Consider the following 21,049-nt stretch of genomic DNA (forward strand, 5'->3'; position numbering starts at 1 on the left):
CGTTTAGCAAACATGCTAGAACCCGTAACCGATACCCACGTTGAAAATCATACCCTGAATGGCGTGATCCTTGACGGAAATAATCGTATTGCCCTTTTCGTCCTTTTTCGATTTGTAGATATCGTTCTTGTAGAAGTTGAGCATGTACTTTACTTGAGCAACGAACATCACGCGGCTAGAACGGTTAAACATCACACCGCCGCCGACGAAACCCGTAAGGCCCGAGCTTTCATCGTTGTATTCGTAGTCGTCACTGCGATAATTGTAAGAGTAGACATCGCTATCGGTATAACGTTCTGCCCTCGGGACCTTGCTTTCGTATTCAGTCTGGCTAAAGGCAAGACCACCGCCCACAAAGGGAGTAATGGCCCTGGTGCCAAAGGGGTAATAGGCAGAAATGGCAAAGTCCATGTAGTCAAGAGGAGTATCGCCACCCAAGCCGTACATATCCCAGTCGATGCCGAACAAAATAACCTGGGCATCGTAGAGCAGCCAGAAATCAAGTCCTGCAAACACTTCCACTTCGGGCTGAACAGCCATGAGGCCGCCCACGGACATACCGATATAGGCATTTACGCCCTTGCGCTTGGGAGTCTTCGTTTCCTGTTCGGTCACGCTGTAAATATCGGAATCGTCCACAGCCTTGTTCTTGGTGCCGATATTGCGGGCCACGCGCTGAATAATCGGGTCAAAGTCATCGGGGTTGCGAGCCTTGAGGCGGTCATCCCAGATGGGAGCTTCCTTGTCGACGCTGTAGAGTTTGAACGACATGATGACGCTTTCTCCAAGGCGCGTAAATTCAGCGATAATGTACTTGGAGCATCCCTTTTCAACAGCCTTGGCGCGAACCGCTTCCTGGTTGTCGGCAGTCACACCATCTTGGCTTGAACCCACCACCAGAATAAAGCGACCGTCATCTTCAATATAAGCCTTCATCAACTTAGAAGAAGCTACGGCATAATCGCCATGCATGCCAGTCAGGCCCACCGGGGCGAGATAAACTTTTTCTGCGGCAAACAGGGCCACGGACAAAGCTACAATTGCAAACAAAATCTTTTTCATAAGACCTCCTTACGACAAAAAATATACCTTATTTTTAAGACAGGCGTTAACAATTGAAGACCTCATTTTTACATTTCATCACCTTTTTATTACCATTTTTTTACGGGAACCCATTTTGTATACACATTCTCGCTAAAAAAACACCCTTTTTCCCTTATAATTTTTAATTTTTAGCACGAAAATTAACCCTATTCATGGAATATACTATGAGCATCAAAGATTACCTCGCCGGCGCCAAGATGGCCGGTTCCGTCCAGAAGCTGATGACCCCGGGCCTTGCCGTGGAATTTATCCAGCCCTGGTACACACCGCTTTCCACTACCCCCTCTACAACGGGTATCGCAGTCGGCGGTATCGGTTCCACCTTCACCACCACTCCGGCTGGTACCACTCCAGTGATGAACGTGATGCCGGGCGTGCAGGTTCGTACCGAAAAGCCGAGCGACCTCCGCTTCAACAACTTCTTCTTCCGTGAATCCGTCGTTAGCGACAAGGCCGCACTGGAAATCGGCGACTTCGCCGGTTTCACTCAGATGCTCGCCAAGTACCCGCTGGTAGACGCCAAGGGCGAAGCTCTCTTTACCGCCGCAGAACTTGCCAACCAGAAGAAGGCCGAAGCCAAGCTCAACAAGGCCATTGCCGACAAGGATTTCTTCAAGAACAATGCTGCCGCTTTTGAACGCTGGCACATCGAATGGAGCGACCGCACTGCAGCTCTTCTGAACAAGGCCGGTGCAGAACTCAACCGTAGCGCCGTCATCGATTTCTTTAACGGTGTTGTCGGCGAAAAGGTTGCCCGTCAGGGTGCCCTCACCGCCGCATGGGCAAACGACTCTGTGTTCCTGGGTCAGGACGGCTACGATGCCGCCAAGATGCAGTACAGCGCACTCTACCCGGTGAGCGAAACCAAGTATGAAGGCAAGGGTGTACAGATTACCAAGACCCAGTCCAGCTACGTGACTCCGGGTGACGAACGCCTCTCCAGCCTCCCGGTGAACGCCACCGTGTTCACCCTCGAAAATACCACCAAGGAAACCCGCGAAATCACCATCGTGCAGGTGCAGGACTGCATCGCCGGTTACATGGCCAAGAAGGACCGCCAGGGTGTGCAGGACTCCAGCTTCGTGCTGGTGCCGTCCGCTCGTTTCCCGAAGGGCGTGAAGTTCAGCAAGCAGGCTAGCGACGGTCGCGAAGTTCGCGGTCTGCAGTTCTACAACGAAAAGGCTCTCGCCGAAAGCGACTTCAACGGTTGCATGGGCGTTTCCGTTGCTTGGAACAAGAAGGACAACCTGAACGTTTCCGTGAAGCCGATGTTCTATCAGGACGACGCAGCCTCCGTGCTGAAGGGCGCTCTCCGTAGCGGCCGCGTCAGCGAATCCTGGGTGAAGAATGTTTATAGCGGCCGCGAAACTATGGCCGGCGCCGTTGCCGTGACCGTCGTTCTCAAGCCGAAGCAGAAGGTCAGCTTCCAGTTCAACCTGGTGCTGGACTTCCCCGAAATCAAGCTGAACAAGCTCACTTCCGCCAAGAAGTACACAGCCTTCTACCCCGAAGCATTCGGCCGCGTAGAAGCCATGCTCGACGAAGCCTTGGCCGCCGACAAGAACTTCGACGCTCGCCTCAAGGCCTTCGAAAACTTGGTTCCGAAAAAGGCTGTGGCCAAGATTTACAAGACGGCCGCCAAGCAGGACGAATTCAAGAGCCTCGCTATCAACACCCTTAGCTTCCTCGCCGAAGCCACCGTGTGGGACAAGGACGACCGCTTCCTGGTTCGCGAATGCGCCGACTATCCGTTCTTCAACTCTCTCGACGTTTACTTCTACGGTAGCTTCAGCCTCATGGCTCTGATGCCGCGCCTCGACGGTGTGGTGATGAAGCGCTTTGGTGACGCCATTCTCGCCGTGAACGAAAACCGTCGCCGTCACCATGAATACGTGAACCACCCGTTCGCGGACCTTCCGGATCCGAAACTCGAAGGCCCCCGCGCTGTTCGTGGCGCCGTGATTCACGACCTCGGAAGTCCCTTCGACGCTGAACCCGATGCCTACGACTGGCACAATGTGAAGGAATGGAAGGATCTCGCTCCGAAGTATGTGCTGATGGTTCTCCGTCATTTCCACAAGACTCAGGACATGCAGAACCTGCAGGATTGCAAGGAAGCCGTTTACGCCGCCATGCAGTACCTCGAAAAGATGGTGAATGAAGGCGAAAACTTCCCGCTCACCCACGGTACCGACGACACCTTCGACAACCTCTCCAGCCACGGCATTTCCGTGTACTGCGGTAGCCTCTGGATTGCAGGCCTCCGCGCTGCAGCAAAGATTGCTGAAATCCTCGGCGACAAGCAGCAGGCTGACACTTGGAACGCCAAGGCAGACGCCGCCAACAAGGAATTCGACGAAGCCCTGTGGGACGACGCCGAAGGCTACTACCACTTCTTCGTGACTCCGATGGAAGCCAAGGACGTTGTTGCCGACAAGCTCCCGAAACTGGCTGACGCCATCAAGGAAACACTCGTCATCGACGCAAGCGATGTGAAGGCCTCCCTCAAGGCTATCAACGAATGGCTCAACGCCGGCGAAATCCCGAGCGACGTGGAACTTTCGAAGAATGAACTCCGCGGCCTCAAGAAGGCATGGCTCACCGCCCAGTGCAAGGAAGCCTTTACCGCTTCTTGGAACGCCAAGATTACCAATGACTGCGATGACGTCTTTGCCGACACGATGCTCGCCGACACGTACCTGCGACTCTTGGACCTGAAGCCGATTTGCGACAGCAAGAAGGCCAAGGCAAACCTGCTCCGCGTCTATAACACCAACTACAAGGCCAACAGCCCGCTTATCGGTGCCGCTAACCTTGTCCGTAAGGACGGTTCTCCGCTGGATGAATTCAACTTCCAGGCTCACGACGTTTGGATCGGTATTCAGTACAGCATCATGACCGCCATGATGTTCCACGGCCTCGAAAAAGAAGCTGCCGTCATGGGCGACTCCATGATCCGCAACCTCTACGACGAAGCCCGCATTCCGTTCGCCGCACCGGAAGGATTCAACGGCTCCTGCCGCCTGCACCCGGAAGCTCTCGTGAAAGCCTTTGGCCTCAGCGCTACCGCCGCCGACAAGATGCACAAGGAACTCCTGAAGAAGGGCGCCCTCCTTGCCGACAGCCGCATTAGCCCGAAGCTCCCCCGCAATCTGCCCGCCTTTACCAAGGCATTCGGCGCCATTGCCAAGAGCAACAAGGTTGAAGCAAGCGCTCTGTTCATGCTGCTCCACAGCACCGCTCTGAAGTACACCGCCGGTAAGTACTTCCGTCCGGGCATGGTTTTCGCTTTGCTTTATAAGTAAATTTCAAATAGGCTCAAGAGATAAGCTCGTCTCGCTCACATGGCCGTTCCGGAATGTTCGCTTAACGACTTATCTCTCTCGCCTTACAAGTGTTACTTATAAGCTCCGTTTTTGCAGAAATAGAACAGCCTGTCCGTTGGACAGGCTGTTCTTGCATTGGTATTTTATATCTATATTTGCAACATGTTTAAGATAGTTAAGGCATTCTGCCGCATTCTTTCTTCTTACGCTTCCCCATTCGTCATCGCAAGCGCAGTCGTCGCATTCTTCCTCCCCATCGCCTTCGGATGGGTGCACGGGAATGTTTCCTCTGTCATTCTCGGCATTATCATGCTGAGCATGGGACTCACGATTTCGATGGACGATGTGCGAAACCTGATGAAACAGCCCCTCCACATTCTGCTCGGCGCTGTCGCACAGTACACCATTATGCCGTTTGTAGCCTTCGGACTCACGAAGCTGTTCGGACTCGACCCTTACCTGGCCGTAGGCATTATTCTGGTAGGTTGCTGCCCGGGCGGAGTTTCTAGCAACGTGATGAGTTTCCTTGCCAAAGGCGATGTCACCTATTCGGTGAGCATGACCATGGTCTCAACGCTTCTTGCACCGATCATGACCCCGCTTTTGGTTTTGTGGCTTGCAGACACTAGCATCGACGTGAACGCAAAGGGCATGTTCTTGAACATTCTGTACGTAACCATCGCCCCGATCACAATCGGTTTCCTTTGTAACCACTTCTTGGGCAAGCGCGCCGTATTCAAGGAAATTCAGGCGAACATGCCCGCCGTAAGCGTGATTGGCCTTATGTGCATTGTGGGCGGAGTGGTCGTAACGGTGCGTCCGCAACTTTTGACAAACGGCCTCGGCCTCATTTTCTTGGTACTTGCGGTGGTGTTCTGCCACAATGCCTTGGGCTATGTTTTAGGCTATAGCGTAGGTCGTCTTTTCAAGTTCAACACCGCCAAAAAGCGCACCATCGCCATCGAAGTAGGTGTTCAGAATGCAGGAATGGCGACCGTTCTTGCGGCCGCCTTCTTCGCGAATCCCGATAATGTGGCGCAGCACCCCGAAGCGGTGCTTTGTGTGGTTCCCTGCGCCCTGAGCTGCGCTTACCATTCCATTAGCGGTACGGTACTCGCCAACATCTTTGCCTGGCGCGACAAGAAAAAGGCATAAGGTTTATGCCATCACCAGGTCCGGACGGGCTTTCATTTCGTCCAGCTGGATCTGGTGAAGCACCACATGGCCTTCTACAAGGCTCTGTTGCACATCGATAATACGCTGGTTTGTAGATCCCCGGAACTTGATTTCCAGGGATTTTTTCGCCATAATGAACGGACCGTCAATCAGGATGTCGGCAAAAGTCAACAGTTCGAACATATCGGGACGGTCGTGGGCAAGGTCCATCAGGCGTTCATAGGTATAACCGGTAAAAATGACCAGGTTCATGCCACGTTCCTTGATTTCACGAGCCAACGGAATCAAGGCTGCCGCCTGGTCCATGGGATCGCCGCCACTGAAGGTAATGCCATCCAGCAACGGGTTTTCCTCGATCATTTCAAGGATTTCGTCAATTTCAATAAAATGACCCCCGTTAAAATCGTGGGTCTGCGGGTTTTGGCACCCGGGGCAATTATGGTGACAACCCTGGGTAAAGATTGTCATACGGATTCCGGGTCCATCCACGAAGGATTCGGGTTCGATTCCCGCAATGCGAAGCCTCGGTGTCTCTTCTTGTTCCATTTCCACTCTCAAAATAAAAGAATGGCGGGACCTGCCCGCCATGAAATCTTACAGCAGGTAATTTGCTAGGATTTCCCTAGGAATTACACTCCGTGCTTGACGCGATCGTTCACTTCGGCACGCTTGGCGTTGTTGAAACGATCAACTGTACCCACGAGGTAACCCGTGATGCGGCGGATACGTTCGAAGCCAACACCTTCGCCATACTTATTCAGTTCTTTTTCGGACATTTTTACTTCTCCTTACTAGTTAAAATTTATCGGATACCCTTGAATACCGGCATTCCAGGGTAAAGCTTACGCAATTCCTCGATCTTTTCGGGGGCAATTGCGTGACCTTCGGTACGACCGCAACGGGGGCAGCAGTCACCGATAACGCCCACGAATCCACAGACGGGGTCGCGGTCCACCGGATGGTTGATAGAACCATAACCGATGCCAGACTTTGCCATGTGATGCACGATCTTTTCGAATGCATCCAGGTTCTGCGTCGGGTCGCCATCCAGTTCGATGTAGCTGATGTGACCCGCATTGGTGAGGGCGTGGTAGGGTGCTTCCAAGGAAATCTTCTTGAAAGCGGAAATCTTGTAGTACACCGGCACATGGAAAGAGTTGGTATAGTAATCGCGGTCGGTAACGCCCGGGATAATACCGAACTTTTTCTTGTCCATGCGGACGAAACGGCCAGAAAGGCCTTCGGCCGGAGTGGCCAACAAGCTGAAGTTGAGACCGAGACGTTCGGATTCCTTGTCGCAGAATTCGCGCATGTGACCGATAATCTGGAGGCCCAGCTTCTGAGATTCTTCGGATTCGCCGTGGTGCTTGCCCGTGAGCATCACCAGGGTTTCGGCAAGACCGATAAAGCCAATGGAAAGCGTACCGTGCTTGATGACTTCGTCCACGGTGTCTTCCCAGCCGAGCTTTTCGGAATCGATCCAAACGCCCTGTCCCATGAGGAACGGGAAGTTCTTGACCTTGCGCTTGCTCTGAACGGCAAAGCGTTCCATGAGCTGGTCGCTCACCAGCTGCATCATGCGGTCGAGTTCCTTGAAGAACAGGTCCACAGACTTCATCTTGATGGCGATACGCGGAAGGTTGATCGAAGTAAAGCTCAAGTTGCCACGGCCAAAGCTGATTTCTCGGCTCGGGTCGTAATGGTTACCGATCACGCGGGTACGGCAACCCATATAGGCAATTTCGGTTTCAGGGTGGCCCGGCTTGTAGTACTGCAAGTTGTACGGGGCATCCTGGAAGCTGAAGTTCGGGAACAGGCGCTTGGCACTCACGCGGCAAGCCAGCTTGAACAAGTCATAGTTGGGATCGCCCGGATTCAGGCTGATGCCTTCCTTGACGCGGAAAATCTGGATCGGGAAGATAGCCGTTTCGCCACCACCCAAGCCTTCTTCGGTGGTGAGGAGCAAGTTACGGATAGCCATGCGAGCTTCGGGCTCGGTGCACATACCGTAGTTGATGCTGGAGAACGGAGTCTGGGCACCGGCGCGGCTGTGCATGGAGTTCAAGTTATGAACAAAGGCTTCCATAGCCTGGAAGGTAGCCTTGTCGGTTTCTTCGTAGGCCATCTTTTCGGCAAACTTCTGAGCATTCTTGGTGGTTTCTTCACCATAGGTCTTGGACAGTTCGCGGGCTTCGGCTTCCACAAACTTTTCGTTCGGCACGAGCGTTGCCACCATACCCATTTCAGCCATTTCGGAATGGAGCTTCTTCACCACCGGCTGAATTTCTTCTTCGGTCTTGCCGGTGAGAAGAATGAGGGCCTTGACCATGTTGGAAAGGTAGGCCTTGCGGTAAGTGATGCGCACGCCGTCGGCCATGGCGTAGTCAAAGTTCGGAATGGACTGACCACCGTGCTGGTCGTTCTGGTTAGACTGAATGGCAATTGCGGCCAAGGCAGCGTAGCTGCGAATATCCTTGGGTTCGCGCAGATGGCCGTGACCGGTATTGAAGCCGTTCTTGAAGAGTCTCTTCAGGTCGATCTGGCAGCAAGTCATGGTAAGGGAATAGAAATCCAGATCGTGGATATGGATATCGCCTTCCATGTGGGCGCGGCTATGCTCGGGCTTGAGCATCATCATGGTATAGAAATGCTTTGCCGATTCGGAACCGTACTTGAGCATGGTGCCCATGGCGGTATCGCCATCGATGTTAGCATTTTCGCGCTTGAGGTCAGATTCCTTGGCAGAACTGAAAGTAATGTCGCGGAGCGTATGCATGAGACGAGTGTTAACTTCGCGCACGCGGGTACGTTCGGCACGGTACAGGATATAGCTCTTGGCGGTATCGGCATAGCCACCTTCGGTAAGAGCCTTTTCGACAGCGTCCTGAATTTCTTCGATTTCGGGAATATTCTTGCCCTCGGATTCAAGCCTGCCCACCACATCGGCGGACACCTTGAGGGCCGTGCTCGTGAGCACGTCATCGCTTCCCAACAAATTCAACTGACTTTGGGCGGCCTTAATCTGTTCGTCGAGCTCGCCCGATGCGCGGAATGCCTTGACAATGGCGTCGGCAATCTTTTCAATGTTGAACGGCATCTCACGGCCGTCGCGCTTCCTTACAGAAACTATCATCTACCAATCCTTGCTGCCCGGCGAATAGGCTCCCGATGAGCAAAATTCGTGTCGAGCATACTTTTTTCTTTCAATTCCGGTATTTACTATATCTTGTGTCTAAGTTTTGGGGCGAAGCACAAGATATGGAAAACAATATAATAAATGTAAGTGTCATTGGAAGGCATTTTTCAAAAAAATAACGCTTTTTAAGTAAATTTTAGTATACAAAACTAAACTTATCAACAATTCAAAACAGACGGGACACAACCCGTTTTGAACAAAATAAACATAAAAAAAGCTAACGCCTTTATTTATAAGCAGTTAGCTAATTGTAACCATCAAGAGCATTTATCAACAGAAAAATAAAAGTTTTTCGTAAACAACGCCTTGACAAATAAAACTAGTGTGACTAGCCACGCTATTGGAGCAATTCTACAACCAAATGAATCGACGCGGAAATGCTCACCGAGTCGGCAATGGATGCCAACATGGCTTCTTCGTTATAGTCATTGAACTTGGCAACGCTGGAAAGCGTTCTTCCGTAGGCGAAGCCTTCATTACCGCCATTTTCGCTGACCGAGATAACCTTGCCAAGAGAGCCGCCAACACTTTCGGCGTAGCTTCCGGCCTTATCCAAAGCCTTCTTGCCGACCAAAAGCACCAGCTCCTTGCGCAGGGAATCCTCGCCCTTGAGGCAAGCAGACGTGCGTTCAATTTCTACATCCAATTCTGCAGAAAGCACAGCTACCGCTGCAGCGGCCACAGGTCTTGACGAACTGCGGATTGCAAAAGACTGGCTCACCACATAACCCGTAAGGCTACGGGTACCCTTGTCGTAGGACCATTCCTTGCGCATGTCCACACTGTTCTGCTCGATATCGGCATTCTGGATATCAAGCTTATTCATTTGTTCAAAAATTGCTTGACGGCGAACCTCAAGCTGCTTGTAGAGAAGTTCCTTGTCGCGGCCACGCAATTCAAGCATAGCCACCGTCACGAATTCATTGGCCTCGTACTTGCGAGATTCAGAAGCCGATACCGTTACCGTGGAGTTCTGGTCACCAAAAGCCGACGGAACCTTCAAAGCCGGCTGGCCAGCTTTCGAAGACATACAACCGTTATCCGTAGTGAGCAGCAGGAATCCCAGCAGCACCACCAAGAATACTAGACCCAATGTAACCTTATTCATATACAACCCCTTGTATAAAATTATTTCTTGGCGGCGAACAAATTCACAATCGCATTTATCAGCAAGGCCATCGCGATCGTCGTAGTCATGCTGATAAAGGGCATCCAGGGCCAGCTGAAAATTCCACCCAATACAGCGGGCACGCCAAAGGCCGGAATACCCTGCACCAGAATAAGGCTAGCCATTCCGCAAACCACCGCCACAATGACAACCCAGCCGCGCAGCTTTTTTGTACCCGTTCCGAAGACCTTGTCGGCAAAGAAGGCCAGCAGGAACATACCCAGAAGCGGGCCCGTGAAAAGCCCCGTAAAGAACAGCGCGTTCTTAAGAAGGCTCCCCTGCTGCGTTGCCGCAAACAAGGCAAAGAAGATTCCCAGAATTCCCCAGACGACCGTCCAGATCTTGGCGCGCTTAAGGCCCCCGATTCCAGCGTTTTCGTCCCAGCCCAAAAAGTCTCGCTCCGAGGTATTGCCCAAGGAATTGATGGCCCCCGAAAGACTACTCATGGCTGCAGCACAAATGGCCGCAACGATCAACCCCGTCACGCCCACCGGAAGTCCATTTACAATAAAGTAAGGAAACACGTCATTCTGGCCCAAGCCCTCGGGAAGCGGTGCCGCATGAGCCTTCTGGTAATAAACGTAGAGAGCAGCCCCCACCCAGTAAAAGAGGATAGATACCGCACAGCCAAGCACCATGGAAAGGACACTGGAGCGGTTAGCCGCTTTCACATCTTTACAGCTCAAGTAGCGTTGCACAAACTGCTGGTCACAACCGCGAATGGCGATTTCAAGAATCGCATAGGCAAAACCAGCCGAAACAAGGGTGCGGGCATTGGAAATATCCATCGACGCATCCCACCACTTGGTCTTGCCCGCTTCGCTGGCAAGGGCAGCCATTTCGCCGAAACCGCCCACCGCATTCGAAATTATCAAGAGCACCAGCACGCCACCGCCAAAGAACACGGCAAACTGCATCACGTCGGTCCAGATGACCGCCTTGATTCCGCCGAACCAGGTGTAGAAAATGGCCACCGCCGCCGAGACGATAATCGCAAGCTTCAAGTCGATATGCAAAATCTGCGCAAGCACCAAGGACGGCGCAAACAGGAGAATCCCCGTGCGGAGCAGCAAATGCAAGCAATAGAAAATCGCCGCAATCCGGCGCACGGGCCTGGAAAAGCGGACTTCGAAAAGTTCATAGGCGCTGTTAATGCCCGAAGTACGGAACCGGGGTATAAAAACAAAGCCCACCACCACAATGCTGATGAGAGCACCAATCTGGAACATGAGGAATGTCATGTTGTCGCCGTACACATCGGCAGGAGCACCGAGGAACGTGGTGGCGCTAACGGAGGTTGCAATAAGGCTAATGCCCACTGCTACCCAAGGGATCGAACCGCCCCCAAGCATGTATTCCTTAAGATTCTTATTTCCGCGAGAAACGAAGAGACCTATCGCCACAGAAAGCAACAGGTAAGCAACAAGGACAATCCAATCGACGACAGTGAACATAAACAATCTCTTTCGTCTAGTTAAACCGCTGCGGGTTCTTTCTCGACGGTTTCAAACTGCACGACCTGGTTGCGGCCACCTTCCTTAGCACGGTACAACGCCTGGTCAGCATTATTGATAGCCTTCTGCAGGTCGCCATTAAAGCCCTGAGTGAGCAAGAAGGCGCCGACACTTACCGTGACACGCAACGGTTCTGCCTGATGCACATCGAACACCAGCTTTTCTACAGACTTGCGGATTCGTTCGGCGGTTTCCACCATGCCTTCGGCATTGGTATCGATCAAGGCCACCACGAATTCTTCGCCACCAAAGCGGGCCACCACGTCAATTTCGCCGCGGATTTCCTTGCTGATGGTGTCGGCAATACCCTTGATAACCACATCACCGATGGGGTGTCCGTAGGTATCGTTCACGTGCTTGAAGTGGTCAATATCCATCATCAACAGACCGATGCTATACTTGCTGCGGTCGGCACGAACCTTTTCGGCCCTGAGCTTTTCAAACATGGTCTTCTTGTTAATGAGGCCCGTATGGCCGTCGCGCATGGCCTGGTCGCAACCCTGTTCAAACTTGCGGGCACGATTGTAGGCAAACCCAGCAACACCGGCAAAGGCCTTGAGCAATTCCTTTTCGTGATCGTTGTAGGGCATGGAACTGCTGCTTTCAAGGCAAATGGCAATTTCTGCAGTTTCAGAATCGTGTTCGGCAGCAATAGGCATCACCAAAATCTGGCGCAAGTTCAAGTTCTTGCGTTCGGAATCGTTCAACCGAGGCAGGTAGTCCTTGAAGCCCGGCAAGAAAGAACGTTCCATGGGACGGTTGCGCAAGAGGGCCAGCACAAAGACGCCCTTGTCCGAAAGAGTAAAGGTCTTGTTCGCGAACTGTTCGGAGTCCACGCCGTCGCAGTACACCACATGACCATTCATATCGTCGCCCTGATCCAAGGCGAGAATCGTCAAGCGGTCGTATGCCATGTTGGCCTTCACGTAGTTGATAATCTGCTTGTAAATGTCCTTCACCGTCATGGTCTGGAAGAACTTGCGCAGGTAACTGTAAAGTCCACCGTACTGCTGCAGGGCAATATGCTTCTGAGCCGAATAGAAGCCCTTGTAATCCAGCATCGAAATTGCGCTGGCAATAAACTTGAGAGCGCTGGCCGTCGTGTCGTTGAAGGCATTGGGGTACACAGAATCCATGACCAAGGCGCCTACGCGAAGTCCAGAGGCATGATCAATCAAAGGTACCGCCACCACCGACTTGATAGACGGATTGTCGATATAGTACATGACACTCTTGGCCCCCGGAAGGTCGCCTTCCAGAAGGCGGTTCACATTGCTACGGAACAGCTGGCCCAAAAGCCCCGAGGTTTCCGTAATGCGGGTGCGAAGATTTACAGAAATTTCCTTGTCGTTTGCAAAATTGCGAATGCCCCATTCCTTCTGGTTTTCCATCTGCGTAAAAACGATGACAGAATTCACATGGGGAACCACAATCTTCAGGGCCAACAACATGTCGGTCATGGAACGGTTAATGTCGGCATTGGCACGGGCCCAAACCTGGCTCACCTTGAGAGCGGCCTCGGGTTCATTCGCCATGCCCTTGGGAGCATTGGAAAATTCGTTCTGCAAAGTCGGGGTAATCACCGGAGTGTTCGTTGTCGAACGATTCTTGAAAATCGTCGGAATGGGAGCCGTTGCAGGCTGCTGGGCATTCGGACCGGCAAGGCGCGGGCGGTTCATGCAGGCAAGTACAAACGCGACAACGGCAAAGGGAATGAGGAACAGGAACATTCCCCCTTGGAATGCAAGGCCAAGCAAAAGCCCTGCGACCACGAACAAAATTTCTGCAACAGACATATCTATCCCGTTATAAACGGAAGGAACGGTACAGCATTACCACCGAGACGCCACCATATACGAAATGACTGATCCATGCCGCCCAAAAAGGCGAAAGCGCACCATTTTCTCCCATCTTCAAACCAATTCTTTCTAGGATATAATAGCTAAAAACAATCAAGAGGCCAACCCCGAACTTCTGAGAAAGGCCCCCAGAACGACTATAGCGGTGGCAAAGGGCTGCACCGATGAGTAGTACAATCAAATTCATCCAATGGGCAGAACGCTTAAAATGCAACGCCGTTTCCATGGCTCGCGTGTCTTCACCGGAACGCCTAAGCACGTTGATTCGGGCCATGACCATCTTGGAATCCATTTCGTCGGCAGTCTGGCGTTCGTTAATCAAGTCGCCCGGATAAGTCGTCACCTTTCCGCACAACTTCTCTCGCTGAATAGAATACACCTGGACCGTTCCGTCCTTATGGAATTCACGGCGGTTGCCTCGTTCAAACTGCCAGCATCCCGATGGCGGGTCAATGCTTTTCAGTCTAGCGATGGAATCCAGGGAATCCCTGGGAGCATCTTCGATCCAGCGGGCAACTTTAGCATCGTAGCGTTCTACCAGGCGGCCATCTTCACGAAGAAGCAGAACCACGTCGCGGCCAAAGCGGCCCTTGCCGGAATAATGCCTAAAGAACCAGCTGGCCCGTTCGCTGTCGATAAAGGTAAAGTCCCGCTTTTCCTTGATACGGGGATTTTTCTTTCTCTGGGCATTGGTCTCCATGGTTTCCAGGCGCTTATGGTTTGCGTCAGGAAGCCAGAGTTCACTCATTTCGTAAGAGCCGATAGACACCAGGACACCAAACAGAAAAATCGGAACCAGCGTCTTGAACGGCGCCTGGCCAGAGCTCTGCATGGCACTCATTTCAAGGTGGCGGGTCATGTTACCGATAGAGGCCAGCACCGCAATAAACAGCGCCACCGGAGAAATCAGGTAAAGCATGTAGGGAATGTAACTTACGTAGTAGTCAACGGCATCCTTGGTGTCACGAGCCAGCCAAGTCTTGATGTTACCCACGAAGTCGATGACCGCAAACATCAGGATTGCGCCCAAAAGCACAATCAGGAACATCTTCAAGAAATTCCACATCATGTACCGGGTGAACTTCATCCAATCCTCCTGGTAAAGAATCCGAAGAATTTCTTGAAGAACCCACCGATGGCACGCAAGAACCTGAAGAACTTGGAATCGCCCGAGAAGCGGTCACGCACCATGGCAACGGTAATGAATATGCCGAAGGTTCCAATGATAATGTTCGAGGCCCACATGGCAAGCACCGGATCGATCAGGAGCCTGTCCGCCATGTTTTCGCCACCGATTAAGCAAATCCAGTAAATCACGAAGAAAGCAAGACTGTAAAGGATACCCGTGCCGATACCGCCCTTGCGGGCCATAATCCCCAGGGGAGCTCCGATCAAGATAAAGATAAAGCAAGCAAAGCCCGTGCTGTACTTCTTGTGAATTTCCACCGTATACTGCGCCTTTCGCTTGAGTTCCGATTCCATTCGTCCGTACAATCTTTCGGTTGTTTTCTGAGCCGCAATTTCTTGGACACGGACTCGCTGCAAGGACCGCCTGCGCTGGACTGAATCAATCTGCGTTCCGCTTTCAACTGCATCAGGCACAATGGAGTCACCAAGGACATGCTCCCGCAACTCTACCAAGGTATTCAGCCTTTTTTCAAGAGCCTGTTCTCGATATTCCCCGTAGCGTTTTTCGGCATCTTCCACCACTTCGGTCATCATCTCGATAGGCATTTCACGGTCGCTACGATAGCTACGGCTGCGGCGTTCCAATCGGTCGTCGACGTTTTTCATGGCCAGGTCTTGAGAGAAATAACGGATACGGAAATAGTTTTCCGGATTGTCCGCATCGGTCATGTGGGTTTCGCCACTACGCAGGCGGAGCATGAGGGTGGCCCCGTTGTCTTCGTATTCCATGGTGGCGCTATCGGCATACACTATGCGGGGAGCGCCCTTCTTTTCCATTTCAAAAATCTGGATTCCGTACAAAGTCCCCGTTACAGGGTCAATGCGGTTCACCCACAGTTGCACGTCGGGGAACTGGGTAATGAGTCTGCCGGCATCGATAAACACGTGGGGCTTTTTGCGGGACACCGCATTCATGAGTTCCACGGAACGATGGTTCGCCTCGGGCAACACCCAGTTATTGAACACCACCATCAACACCGAAATCAGCATGGACACAAGGAGCACCGGTCGCATCAGCGAAAGAGGCGAAACACCGGCAGCCTTGCAAGCCGTAATCTCCTGGTCTCCCGAAAGACGGCCGAATGCCATCAGGCTTGCCACCAGCACAGCCATGGGAATAGAAAGAGAAAGCATCCACGCCAGATTCAGCGCAAATATTTCAAGGACGGTAGAAGCCGGTAGGCCCTTGGAAAGAACGTTATCGAGGATTTTAACGAGAAAATCCACCACGAACAGGAACGTGATTCCAAAAAGAGCGGCCAAAAAGGGACCGATGAGCTCTTTCAACACGTAGCGGACTAAAATCATTTTTCTGAACTTACAAAATTTTCTACTTTACGGGAGTAAAGTTAGAATTAACCAAAGAAAAAAAATGAACCTGTTCAAAAAGATTCCCATATTCCTTTGTATTTTAGCCGAAACAGCATTTTTAGTAGGATGTTCTTCTAGCGGACAAACCAAGATGAAACATACCGAATGGTGCCGTATCCGCTACGAAAACGCAGAGGAACTTTTCAAGAAAGAAAAATATGGCCGCGCCACCGACAAGCTGGAAGAAATTCTTGCCACCTGTGCTGGTACCGGTTATATGGAACAGGCCCAATTCCTGATCGCCGAAAGCTATTTCAACATGGAAGACTGGATCGAAGCCCGCGGTGAATACGGCAGCTTCATCTTGAACTTCCCGGGTTCGCCCTTTATCGAAACCGCCGAATTCCGCAAGGCCGTTTCTTCCTTCAACATGGAATTCCGCGTGAGCCGCGACGAAGCGAACACCACCGTTGCCATGAAGGACTTTGAACGCTACCTGTCCAACTACCCCGAATCTCCGCTCCGCGACTCGGTGAACTACTACTACAACCTGCTGGTAGAACGTTTGGCAGAAAAGGAATTCCAGACCGCAAGACTTTACCTGCGCATGGACAAGTACCAGGCCGCCGTGATTTACTTCAAGGAATTCCTGGAAACCTACCCCAACAGCAAGCGCCGCACCGAAGCATTGTTCATGATTGCCCAGGCCTACAACGAACTGGACCAGTTCGAAACGGCCAAGCTCTACCTGAACATCGCCCGCAACGAAGCCTCGCCCGACGACAAGAAAATCCAGAAGCAAATTGCCAAGACCGAAAAGAAAATCGACAAGGCCGAAATTGCTTTTGCCAAGCGCATGAAGAAGGATTCCCAGAAGAAGCGTTTCTTTAAAGAAGACCGCGAAATGCAGAACTAGTTCGGTATGAAGCGCTTACTGGAAATAGTATTGGTGGCAATTCTTGCCACATCTGCCATGGCCGACGAAGAATCTTCGACCCGTGACCGTTCTAGGCTTTCCATCTTTTTGCAGCCGGCAGTCTCATTCCTGGACTTTCCTGAACGAGAATACTTCCAGAACGCCATCGACACGCTCTATTACAGCTTTAAAGAAGATGCCCTAACCGAAAGCGAATCCCTCAGTGTAGCCAAGCAGGATTTTCAGAAGGTGAACTTCTGTTTTCCGCTTTCTGCCGGACTTCAATACCAGATTCTCAAGGACAACTTCATTAGCGCGGGCGTCAGCTTTATCTACGACAACGAATCGGTGGTGCTTACCGACCGCAAGAACCGTACACACAATTACAGCTATACTATCCAAGGGATACCCTTCTTTCTGGAATACCGTCTAGGCGTTCCGAAAAACCTCATGACCCTTTCGGGCGAAAGCCTTTTCAGCATCGCCGTGCGCTGGTACTGGGTTCTGCCCGGCACCGAAATCTATTCCACCTGGGGCAAGCTTGACGCCAAGACGCCCCTGCTGGGAGCAGGCTTTGGGGTAAGCGTCGGCTACCTGATTGCAAACTGGAAAAATTTCAACATTTACGGCGATATCGGATTCAGCAGCATCAAGGTTGAATCGGAAAAGAAATTTTCTAAACTCGTTCCCGATGGCCCCGATCAAAGAGCCAAGTGGAATATTGGCGGACTCACCATGCAAATACGCATCGGCTTCGGCTTATGGAACGAGCCCGAACCCGTCGAAGAAACAGACGACGATGACGATGACGACGACGTCAAAACTCCAGAAGTGAGTCCGGAACAAGCCAAGCCCGACACCACCGAAAAAACTTCAACTGATTCAAGCGAGCAAACCGTTCAAGAAAACGTCACGGAGGAATAATGAGCATTATTCCAGGCGAGAAGCTGCATTACGCCGAGACGCATTTCAAGTTCAAACTTCCGTGGTCACTGCTATACAGGCCTTGGCCCGAAATCTTGGTGGATGCGCCGTTTCAGTTTGTGCCTAGCGCAAAGCCACTGCTATGGATCGTGGTGCGAGACGCCCAGCGGTTCCCGACTCTCATCAAAAAGATGGAAATCCATTTTGTCGGGACTGGGGACAACGCCAAACAAATTCCCGAAAGATCCCTGGATTTGCAATTCCGGGCAACGGAACAATTCTGCTTTTACCCCATACACTTGGGCGTTCTCCCTGCCGGCAGCTACGAAATCCATTGCAAGATTTACGCCAGGCGAATTGAAGCCGGTAGCGGGAAAATCATCGGAAAAGAAAAGGTATTTAGCCGTTGGAACTATCCGGGATTAAAACCGGTCCCCCTGAAGATTCAAGTTCTTGCAGAGGAACCTCCCAAGGCACCAGGCTTTGTTGCAGGCGAAATGCATTGCCACACCTATTATTCGGCAGACCATGTGGAACACGGTGCTTCGCCCCAAGTAATGCAGCAGGCGGCCAAAGCCGTAGGCCTAGACTTTGTAAGCTGCACAGACCACGCTTACGATTTTGCCTACACCACCGAAGACTACACCAAAGAGGCGGACACGCCCCTCACCCGCTTTGACTCCCTCCGAGAAGAAATCAGCGTTCTAAACCAGGCCGCCGACATGCCACTCATGATTGCAGGCGAAGAGGTCTCTGCAGGCAATTCCAAGGGAGAAAACGTCCACATGACAGCCCTCGGGCCCAGCGGATACCTGCCGGGGCTAGGTGATTGCGGACGCAACTGGCTCGACAACAAGCCTACGCTCAAGATTGCAAAACTGTTGGAAATGACCGACGCCCACTGCTTTGCGGCCCACCCCATGCAGCCTATGGGCTACATCGAGAAATTCATTTTCCGCCGCGGCTACTGGAGCCACAAGGACCTGAACCTGGACGCCGCCCACAAGATTCGCGGCATCCAATTCTGGAACGGCATTCGCGACGAAGGCTTTAAACTCGGGCGTGAATGGTGGATCGAGGAGCTGGGCAAGGGCAATTACCTGTTGCCCATAGGCGGAAACGACGCCCACGGAGACTTGAACGACAACACGTCTGTGAGCACACCGCTGATTTCCCTGAAGCATAGCCGCCACCATGTTTTCGGGAAAGTCAGAACGGTTGTAAAATCAGACGTAAAGCAAGTCTCCCTGGAATCTCTAAACGAAGCTTTCGCCGGAGACAACTGCTACATTACCGATGGTCCGGCCCTCTGGTGGGAGCTAGGCGAAAAGAAGATTACATTCCACGCCCGCAATACCCAGGACTTTGGCGGAGCCTTCCGCTACATTCGCATTTTTGGCCGACGCCGCAACAACAGCGGGAAACTTGCCGCCCAAGAAAGCATCTGTATGGAAAGCCTGGTCTTGCCGCCAGCCAGTACAGACATAACCGTCAACACGGACGACTTTGCTTACCTGCGCGCCGAATGCGAAACCGCCACCGGCAAATTCGCCATGACGTCGGCCGCCGTACTTTAAGGAGGATCCATGCCACGCTTTATGTCGCCGTTACGGCCGCGCTACATGCGTTCTCCTTCGGACATTCCCCGCGAAGGCTTGCAAATCACGCCGACGCCACAGCCTGCGGCACCCGCCAACACCAACAACGGTAGCGACGAAACAGAAGAACCCCAGTATCCAGAAACCGTATGCGCTTCTGAAGGAACCTTCCGCCAGATTCGTGATGACAGTCTGGTTCTTCTTTCCCAAGGGATTTCTCACCGCCTGATTCGCTCAGAAGAGGGGCCTTTCCAGATTTTCATTTTGCCCGAGCACGAAGACCGCGCCCGAGTGCAGCTCGCCCTATACCGCAAAGAGAACCCACCCAAAGAAGAAAACCCGCCACTGCCCTTGAGTTTTAGCTTGCAGCCACTGTGGGTTCTGCTCGCCCCCACCATTGTCACCCTCATTGATTTTACAGACAAAGTAAATTTTCATACCCGAGGGATTTCTGACGCCAGCAAAGTCCTTAAAGGCGAATGGTTCCGAAGCTTCACGGCACAGACCCTGCATGGCGACGTGCGACATCTTGCCTCAAATATCCTGTGCGGATACATCGTGATGAATATGATTACCTTCCGCATTCCCCTACTCAGGCTAGCCCCCTTTATCGCCATCGCCTCTGCTGTAGCGAACCTTTGCGTTTCCTTGACGGTGCAAACCCACTTCCGTTCCCTCGGTTTTTCCACCTTCGTATTCGCCGCCATCGGCTGCCTGTCGGTCATTGAATTCAGGCTCATGCCCAAAGAAACCCACGGACTGCTCCGGCGTTTCGCGCCACTCTGTGGCGCAGCCTCCCTCGCCGTATTCCTCGGCCTGGGTGAAAACGCCGACATTCTCGGCCACGCCTACGGATTCATTGCAGGCCTGTTCTGCGGATTTATACCCAATAAAAAAAGCCTGCGCTGGGGGACTCCCCTTTCAAGCGCAGACGGAATTGGATTGCTCTTTTTCTACGGGCTGTATATCGCCGCGTGGAAAATGGCATTCAATTAGATGTTCAAGAACTTCTTGGCCTTGTCGGCGTAATTCTGGTTGTCGCCGTAGACTTCAAGAATGCGTTCAGCAGTCTTCTTGGCCTTGTCGGCAGCACCGAGCTGTTCGTAAACGAGAGTGAGCTTCCACATGGCATCAGCAACCATCGGGACTTCGTCTACCGGTTCGTCCTTCTGGAAACGGTCTTCCTTGTCACCCGTACGCTTGGCAAATTCAGCCACATACTTTTCAAGGAGACCAGCAGCGGCAGAATAGTCAGCCTTTTCGATCTTCACAGAGGCAAGACCGTGCATGGCAGCCGAACGAACCAGAGCAACAGAACCTGCATTGTCGAGGCTCTTCTGGAAGAACACTGCAGCGGCGTCAAAGTCGCCAGCCTGGTACTTGATGTTGCCTGCATAAAGAGCAGCCTTGGCCAGAGCCACACCGCTCAGCTTGCCGGAATTGATCTTGGATTCGAATTCAACAAGAGCAGAATCCTTCTGGTCGGCATAAAGGAGAGTCATGCCCGGACCAAGGAGTTCAGCCTGTTCTGCGGCGGCAGCCTTGCGATAATCACGGAACTGCACCACACCCACGACAATAACCATAACCACTACGAGAGCAGCTACAACCTTAGAGCCGTGAGTAACAAAAAATTCCTTAATTTCAGAATTGTTGGTATTCGATTCGTTAGCCATTTTTAGCGTCCATGTTTAAATTTTTGTGTTCCAATCATAGAAAAAAAAACTTGTCTTGTCAGCACACCTTGACAAAAGACCCCCCTTTTGCTA

At 52.1% G+C, this 21,049-nt stretch carries 16 protein-coding genes; 6 read left to right on the forward strand and 10 right to left on the reverse strand.

Features of this window, described 5'->3' with window-relative positions; translation table 11 throughout:
- Window positions 1–15: 15 nt before the first annotated feature.
- The gene (locus ACJMNB_RS05925; protein WP_405339946.1) at window positions 16–1,062 is read right to left on the reverse strand and encodes an outer membrane protein; all 1,047 of its coding nucleotides are present in this window, start codon (window positions 1,060–1,062) and stop codon (window positions 16–18) included.
- A gap of 239 nt (window positions 1,063–1,301) precedes the next feature.
- Between ACJMNB_RS05925 and ACJMNB_RS05930 the strand changes: the two genes are divergently transcribed.
- Window positions 1,302–4,409: a GH116 family glycosyl hydrolase gene (locus ACJMNB_RS05930; RefSeq protein ID WP_405340259.1), complete on the forward strand. Its 3,108-nt coding sequence runs from the start codon at window positions 1,302–1,304 to the stop codon at window positions 4,407–4,409.
- A 183-nt stretch (window positions 4,410–4,592) separates the two neighbouring features.
- Entirely contained in the window at window positions 4,593–5,585 is a 993-nt protein-coding gene (locus ACJMNB_RS05935) for a bile acid:sodium symporter family protein (RefSeq protein ID WP_405339949.1), read from the forward strand.
- 3 nt (window positions 5,586–5,588) lie between these two features.
- On the opposite strand, the gene nrdG is transcribed toward ACJMNB_RS05935, so the two are convergent.
- From nrdG to ACJMNB_RS05975, 8 genes are all read right to left on the reverse strand, one after another.
- Window positions 5,589–6,152 (reverse strand): anaerobic ribonucleoside-triphosphate reductase activating protein, encoded by a 564-nt coding sequence (nrdG, locus tag ACJMNB_RS05940; RefSeq protein WP_405339952.1) that lies wholly within the window; start codon window positions 6,150–6,152, stop codon window positions 5,589–5,591.
- 83 nt (window positions 6,153–6,235) lie between these two features.
- Window positions 6,236–6,382 carry an anaerobic ribonucleoside-triphosphate reductase gene (gene nrdD, locus ACJMNB_RS05945; protein WP_144264974.1) on the reverse strand — a complete coding sequence of 49 codons (147 nt, stop codon included), beginning with the start codon at window positions 6,380–6,382 and terminating at the stop codon, window positions 6,236–6,238.
- Between the two features lie 26 nt (window positions 6,383–6,408).
- The gene (locus ACJMNB_RS05950; protein WP_405339956.1) at window positions 6,409–8,739 is read right to left on the reverse strand and encodes an anaerobic ribonucleoside triphosphate reductase; all 2,331 of its coding nucleotides are present in this window, start codon (window positions 8,737–8,739) and stop codon (window positions 6,409–6,411) included.
- Between the two features lie 400 nt (window positions 8,740–9,139).
- Complete coding sequence (locus ACJMNB_RS05955) at window positions 9,140–9,910, reverse strand: SIMPL domain-containing protein (protein ID WP_405339959.1); 771 nt, start codon at window positions 9,908–9,910, stop codon at window positions 9,140–9,142.
- Between the two features lie 20 nt (window positions 9,911–9,930).
- Entirely contained in the window at window positions 9,931–11,424 is a 1,494-nt protein-coding gene (locus ACJMNB_RS05960) for a sodium:solute symporter (RefSeq protein ID WP_405339962.1), read from the reverse strand.
- Window positions 11,425–11,444: 20 nt separating this feature from the next.
- A complete protein-coding gene (locus ACJMNB_RS05965; RefSeq protein WP_405339965.1) occupies window positions 11,445–13,280 on the reverse strand; it encodes a sensor domain-containing diguanylate cyclase in 1,836 nt (611 codons plus the stop codon).
- A gap of 10 nt (window positions 13,281–13,290) precedes the next feature.
- On the reverse strand, window positions 13,291–14,430 hold the full coding sequence (locus ACJMNB_RS05970) for an LptF/LptG family permease (RefSeq protein WP_405339968.1): 1,140 nt from the start codon (window positions 14,428–14,430) through the stop codon (window positions 13,291–13,293).
- Entirely contained in the window at window positions 14,427–15,839 is a 1,413-nt protein-coding gene (locus ACJMNB_RS05975; protein WP_405339971.1) for an LptF/LptG family permease, read from the reverse strand. The genes ACJMNB_RS05970 and ACJMNB_RS05975 overlap by 4 nt, the downstream gene beginning before the upstream one ends.
- Window positions 15,840–15,903: 64 nt before the next feature.
- Between ACJMNB_RS05975 and ACJMNB_RS05980 the strand changes: the two genes are divergently transcribed.
- Genes ACJMNB_RS05980 through ACJMNB_RS05995 form a run of 4 tightly spaced genes read left to right on the forward strand, consistent with a single transcriptional unit; the run spans window position 15,904 to window position 20,276 of the window.
- On the forward strand, window positions 15,904–16,758 hold the full coding sequence (locus tag ACJMNB_RS05980; protein WP_405339973.1) for an outer membrane protein assembly factor BamD: 855 nt from the start codon (window positions 15,904–15,906) through the stop codon (window positions 16,756–16,758).
- A gap of 6 nt (window positions 16,759–16,764) precedes the next feature.
- A complete protein-coding gene (locus ACJMNB_RS05985) occupies window positions 16,765–17,682 on the forward strand; it encodes a hypothetical protein (RefSeq protein ID WP_405339976.1) in 918 nt (305 codons plus the stop codon).
- On the forward strand, window positions 17,682–19,259 hold the full coding sequence (locus ACJMNB_RS05990; protein ID WP_405339979.1) for a hypothetical protein: 1,578 nt from the start codon (window positions 17,682–17,684) through the stop codon (window positions 19,257–19,259). The genes ACJMNB_RS05985 and ACJMNB_RS05990 overlap by 1 nt, the downstream gene beginning before the upstream one ends.
- 9 nt (window positions 19,260–19,268) lie before the next feature.
- Entirely contained in the window at window positions 19,269–20,276 is a 1,008-nt protein-coding gene (locus ACJMNB_RS05995) for a rhomboid family intramembrane serine protease (protein ID WP_405339982.1), read from the forward strand.
- Here the strand turns inward: ACJMNB_RS05995 and ACJMNB_RS06000 are convergent.
- Complete coding sequence (locus ACJMNB_RS06000; protein ID WP_405339985.1) at window positions 20,273–20,956, reverse strand: tetratricopeptide repeat protein; 684 nt, start codon at window positions 20,954–20,956, stop codon at window positions 20,273–20,275. The two genes, ACJMNB_RS05995 and ACJMNB_RS06000, sit on opposite strands and share 4 nt — an antisense overlap.
- Window positions 20,957–21,049: the final 93 nt, after the last annotated feature.

This window comes from Fibrobacter sp. (assembly GCF_045131395.1).
GTDB lineage: Bacteria > Fibrobacterota > Fibrobacteria > Fibrobacterales > Fibrobacteraceae > Fibrobacter.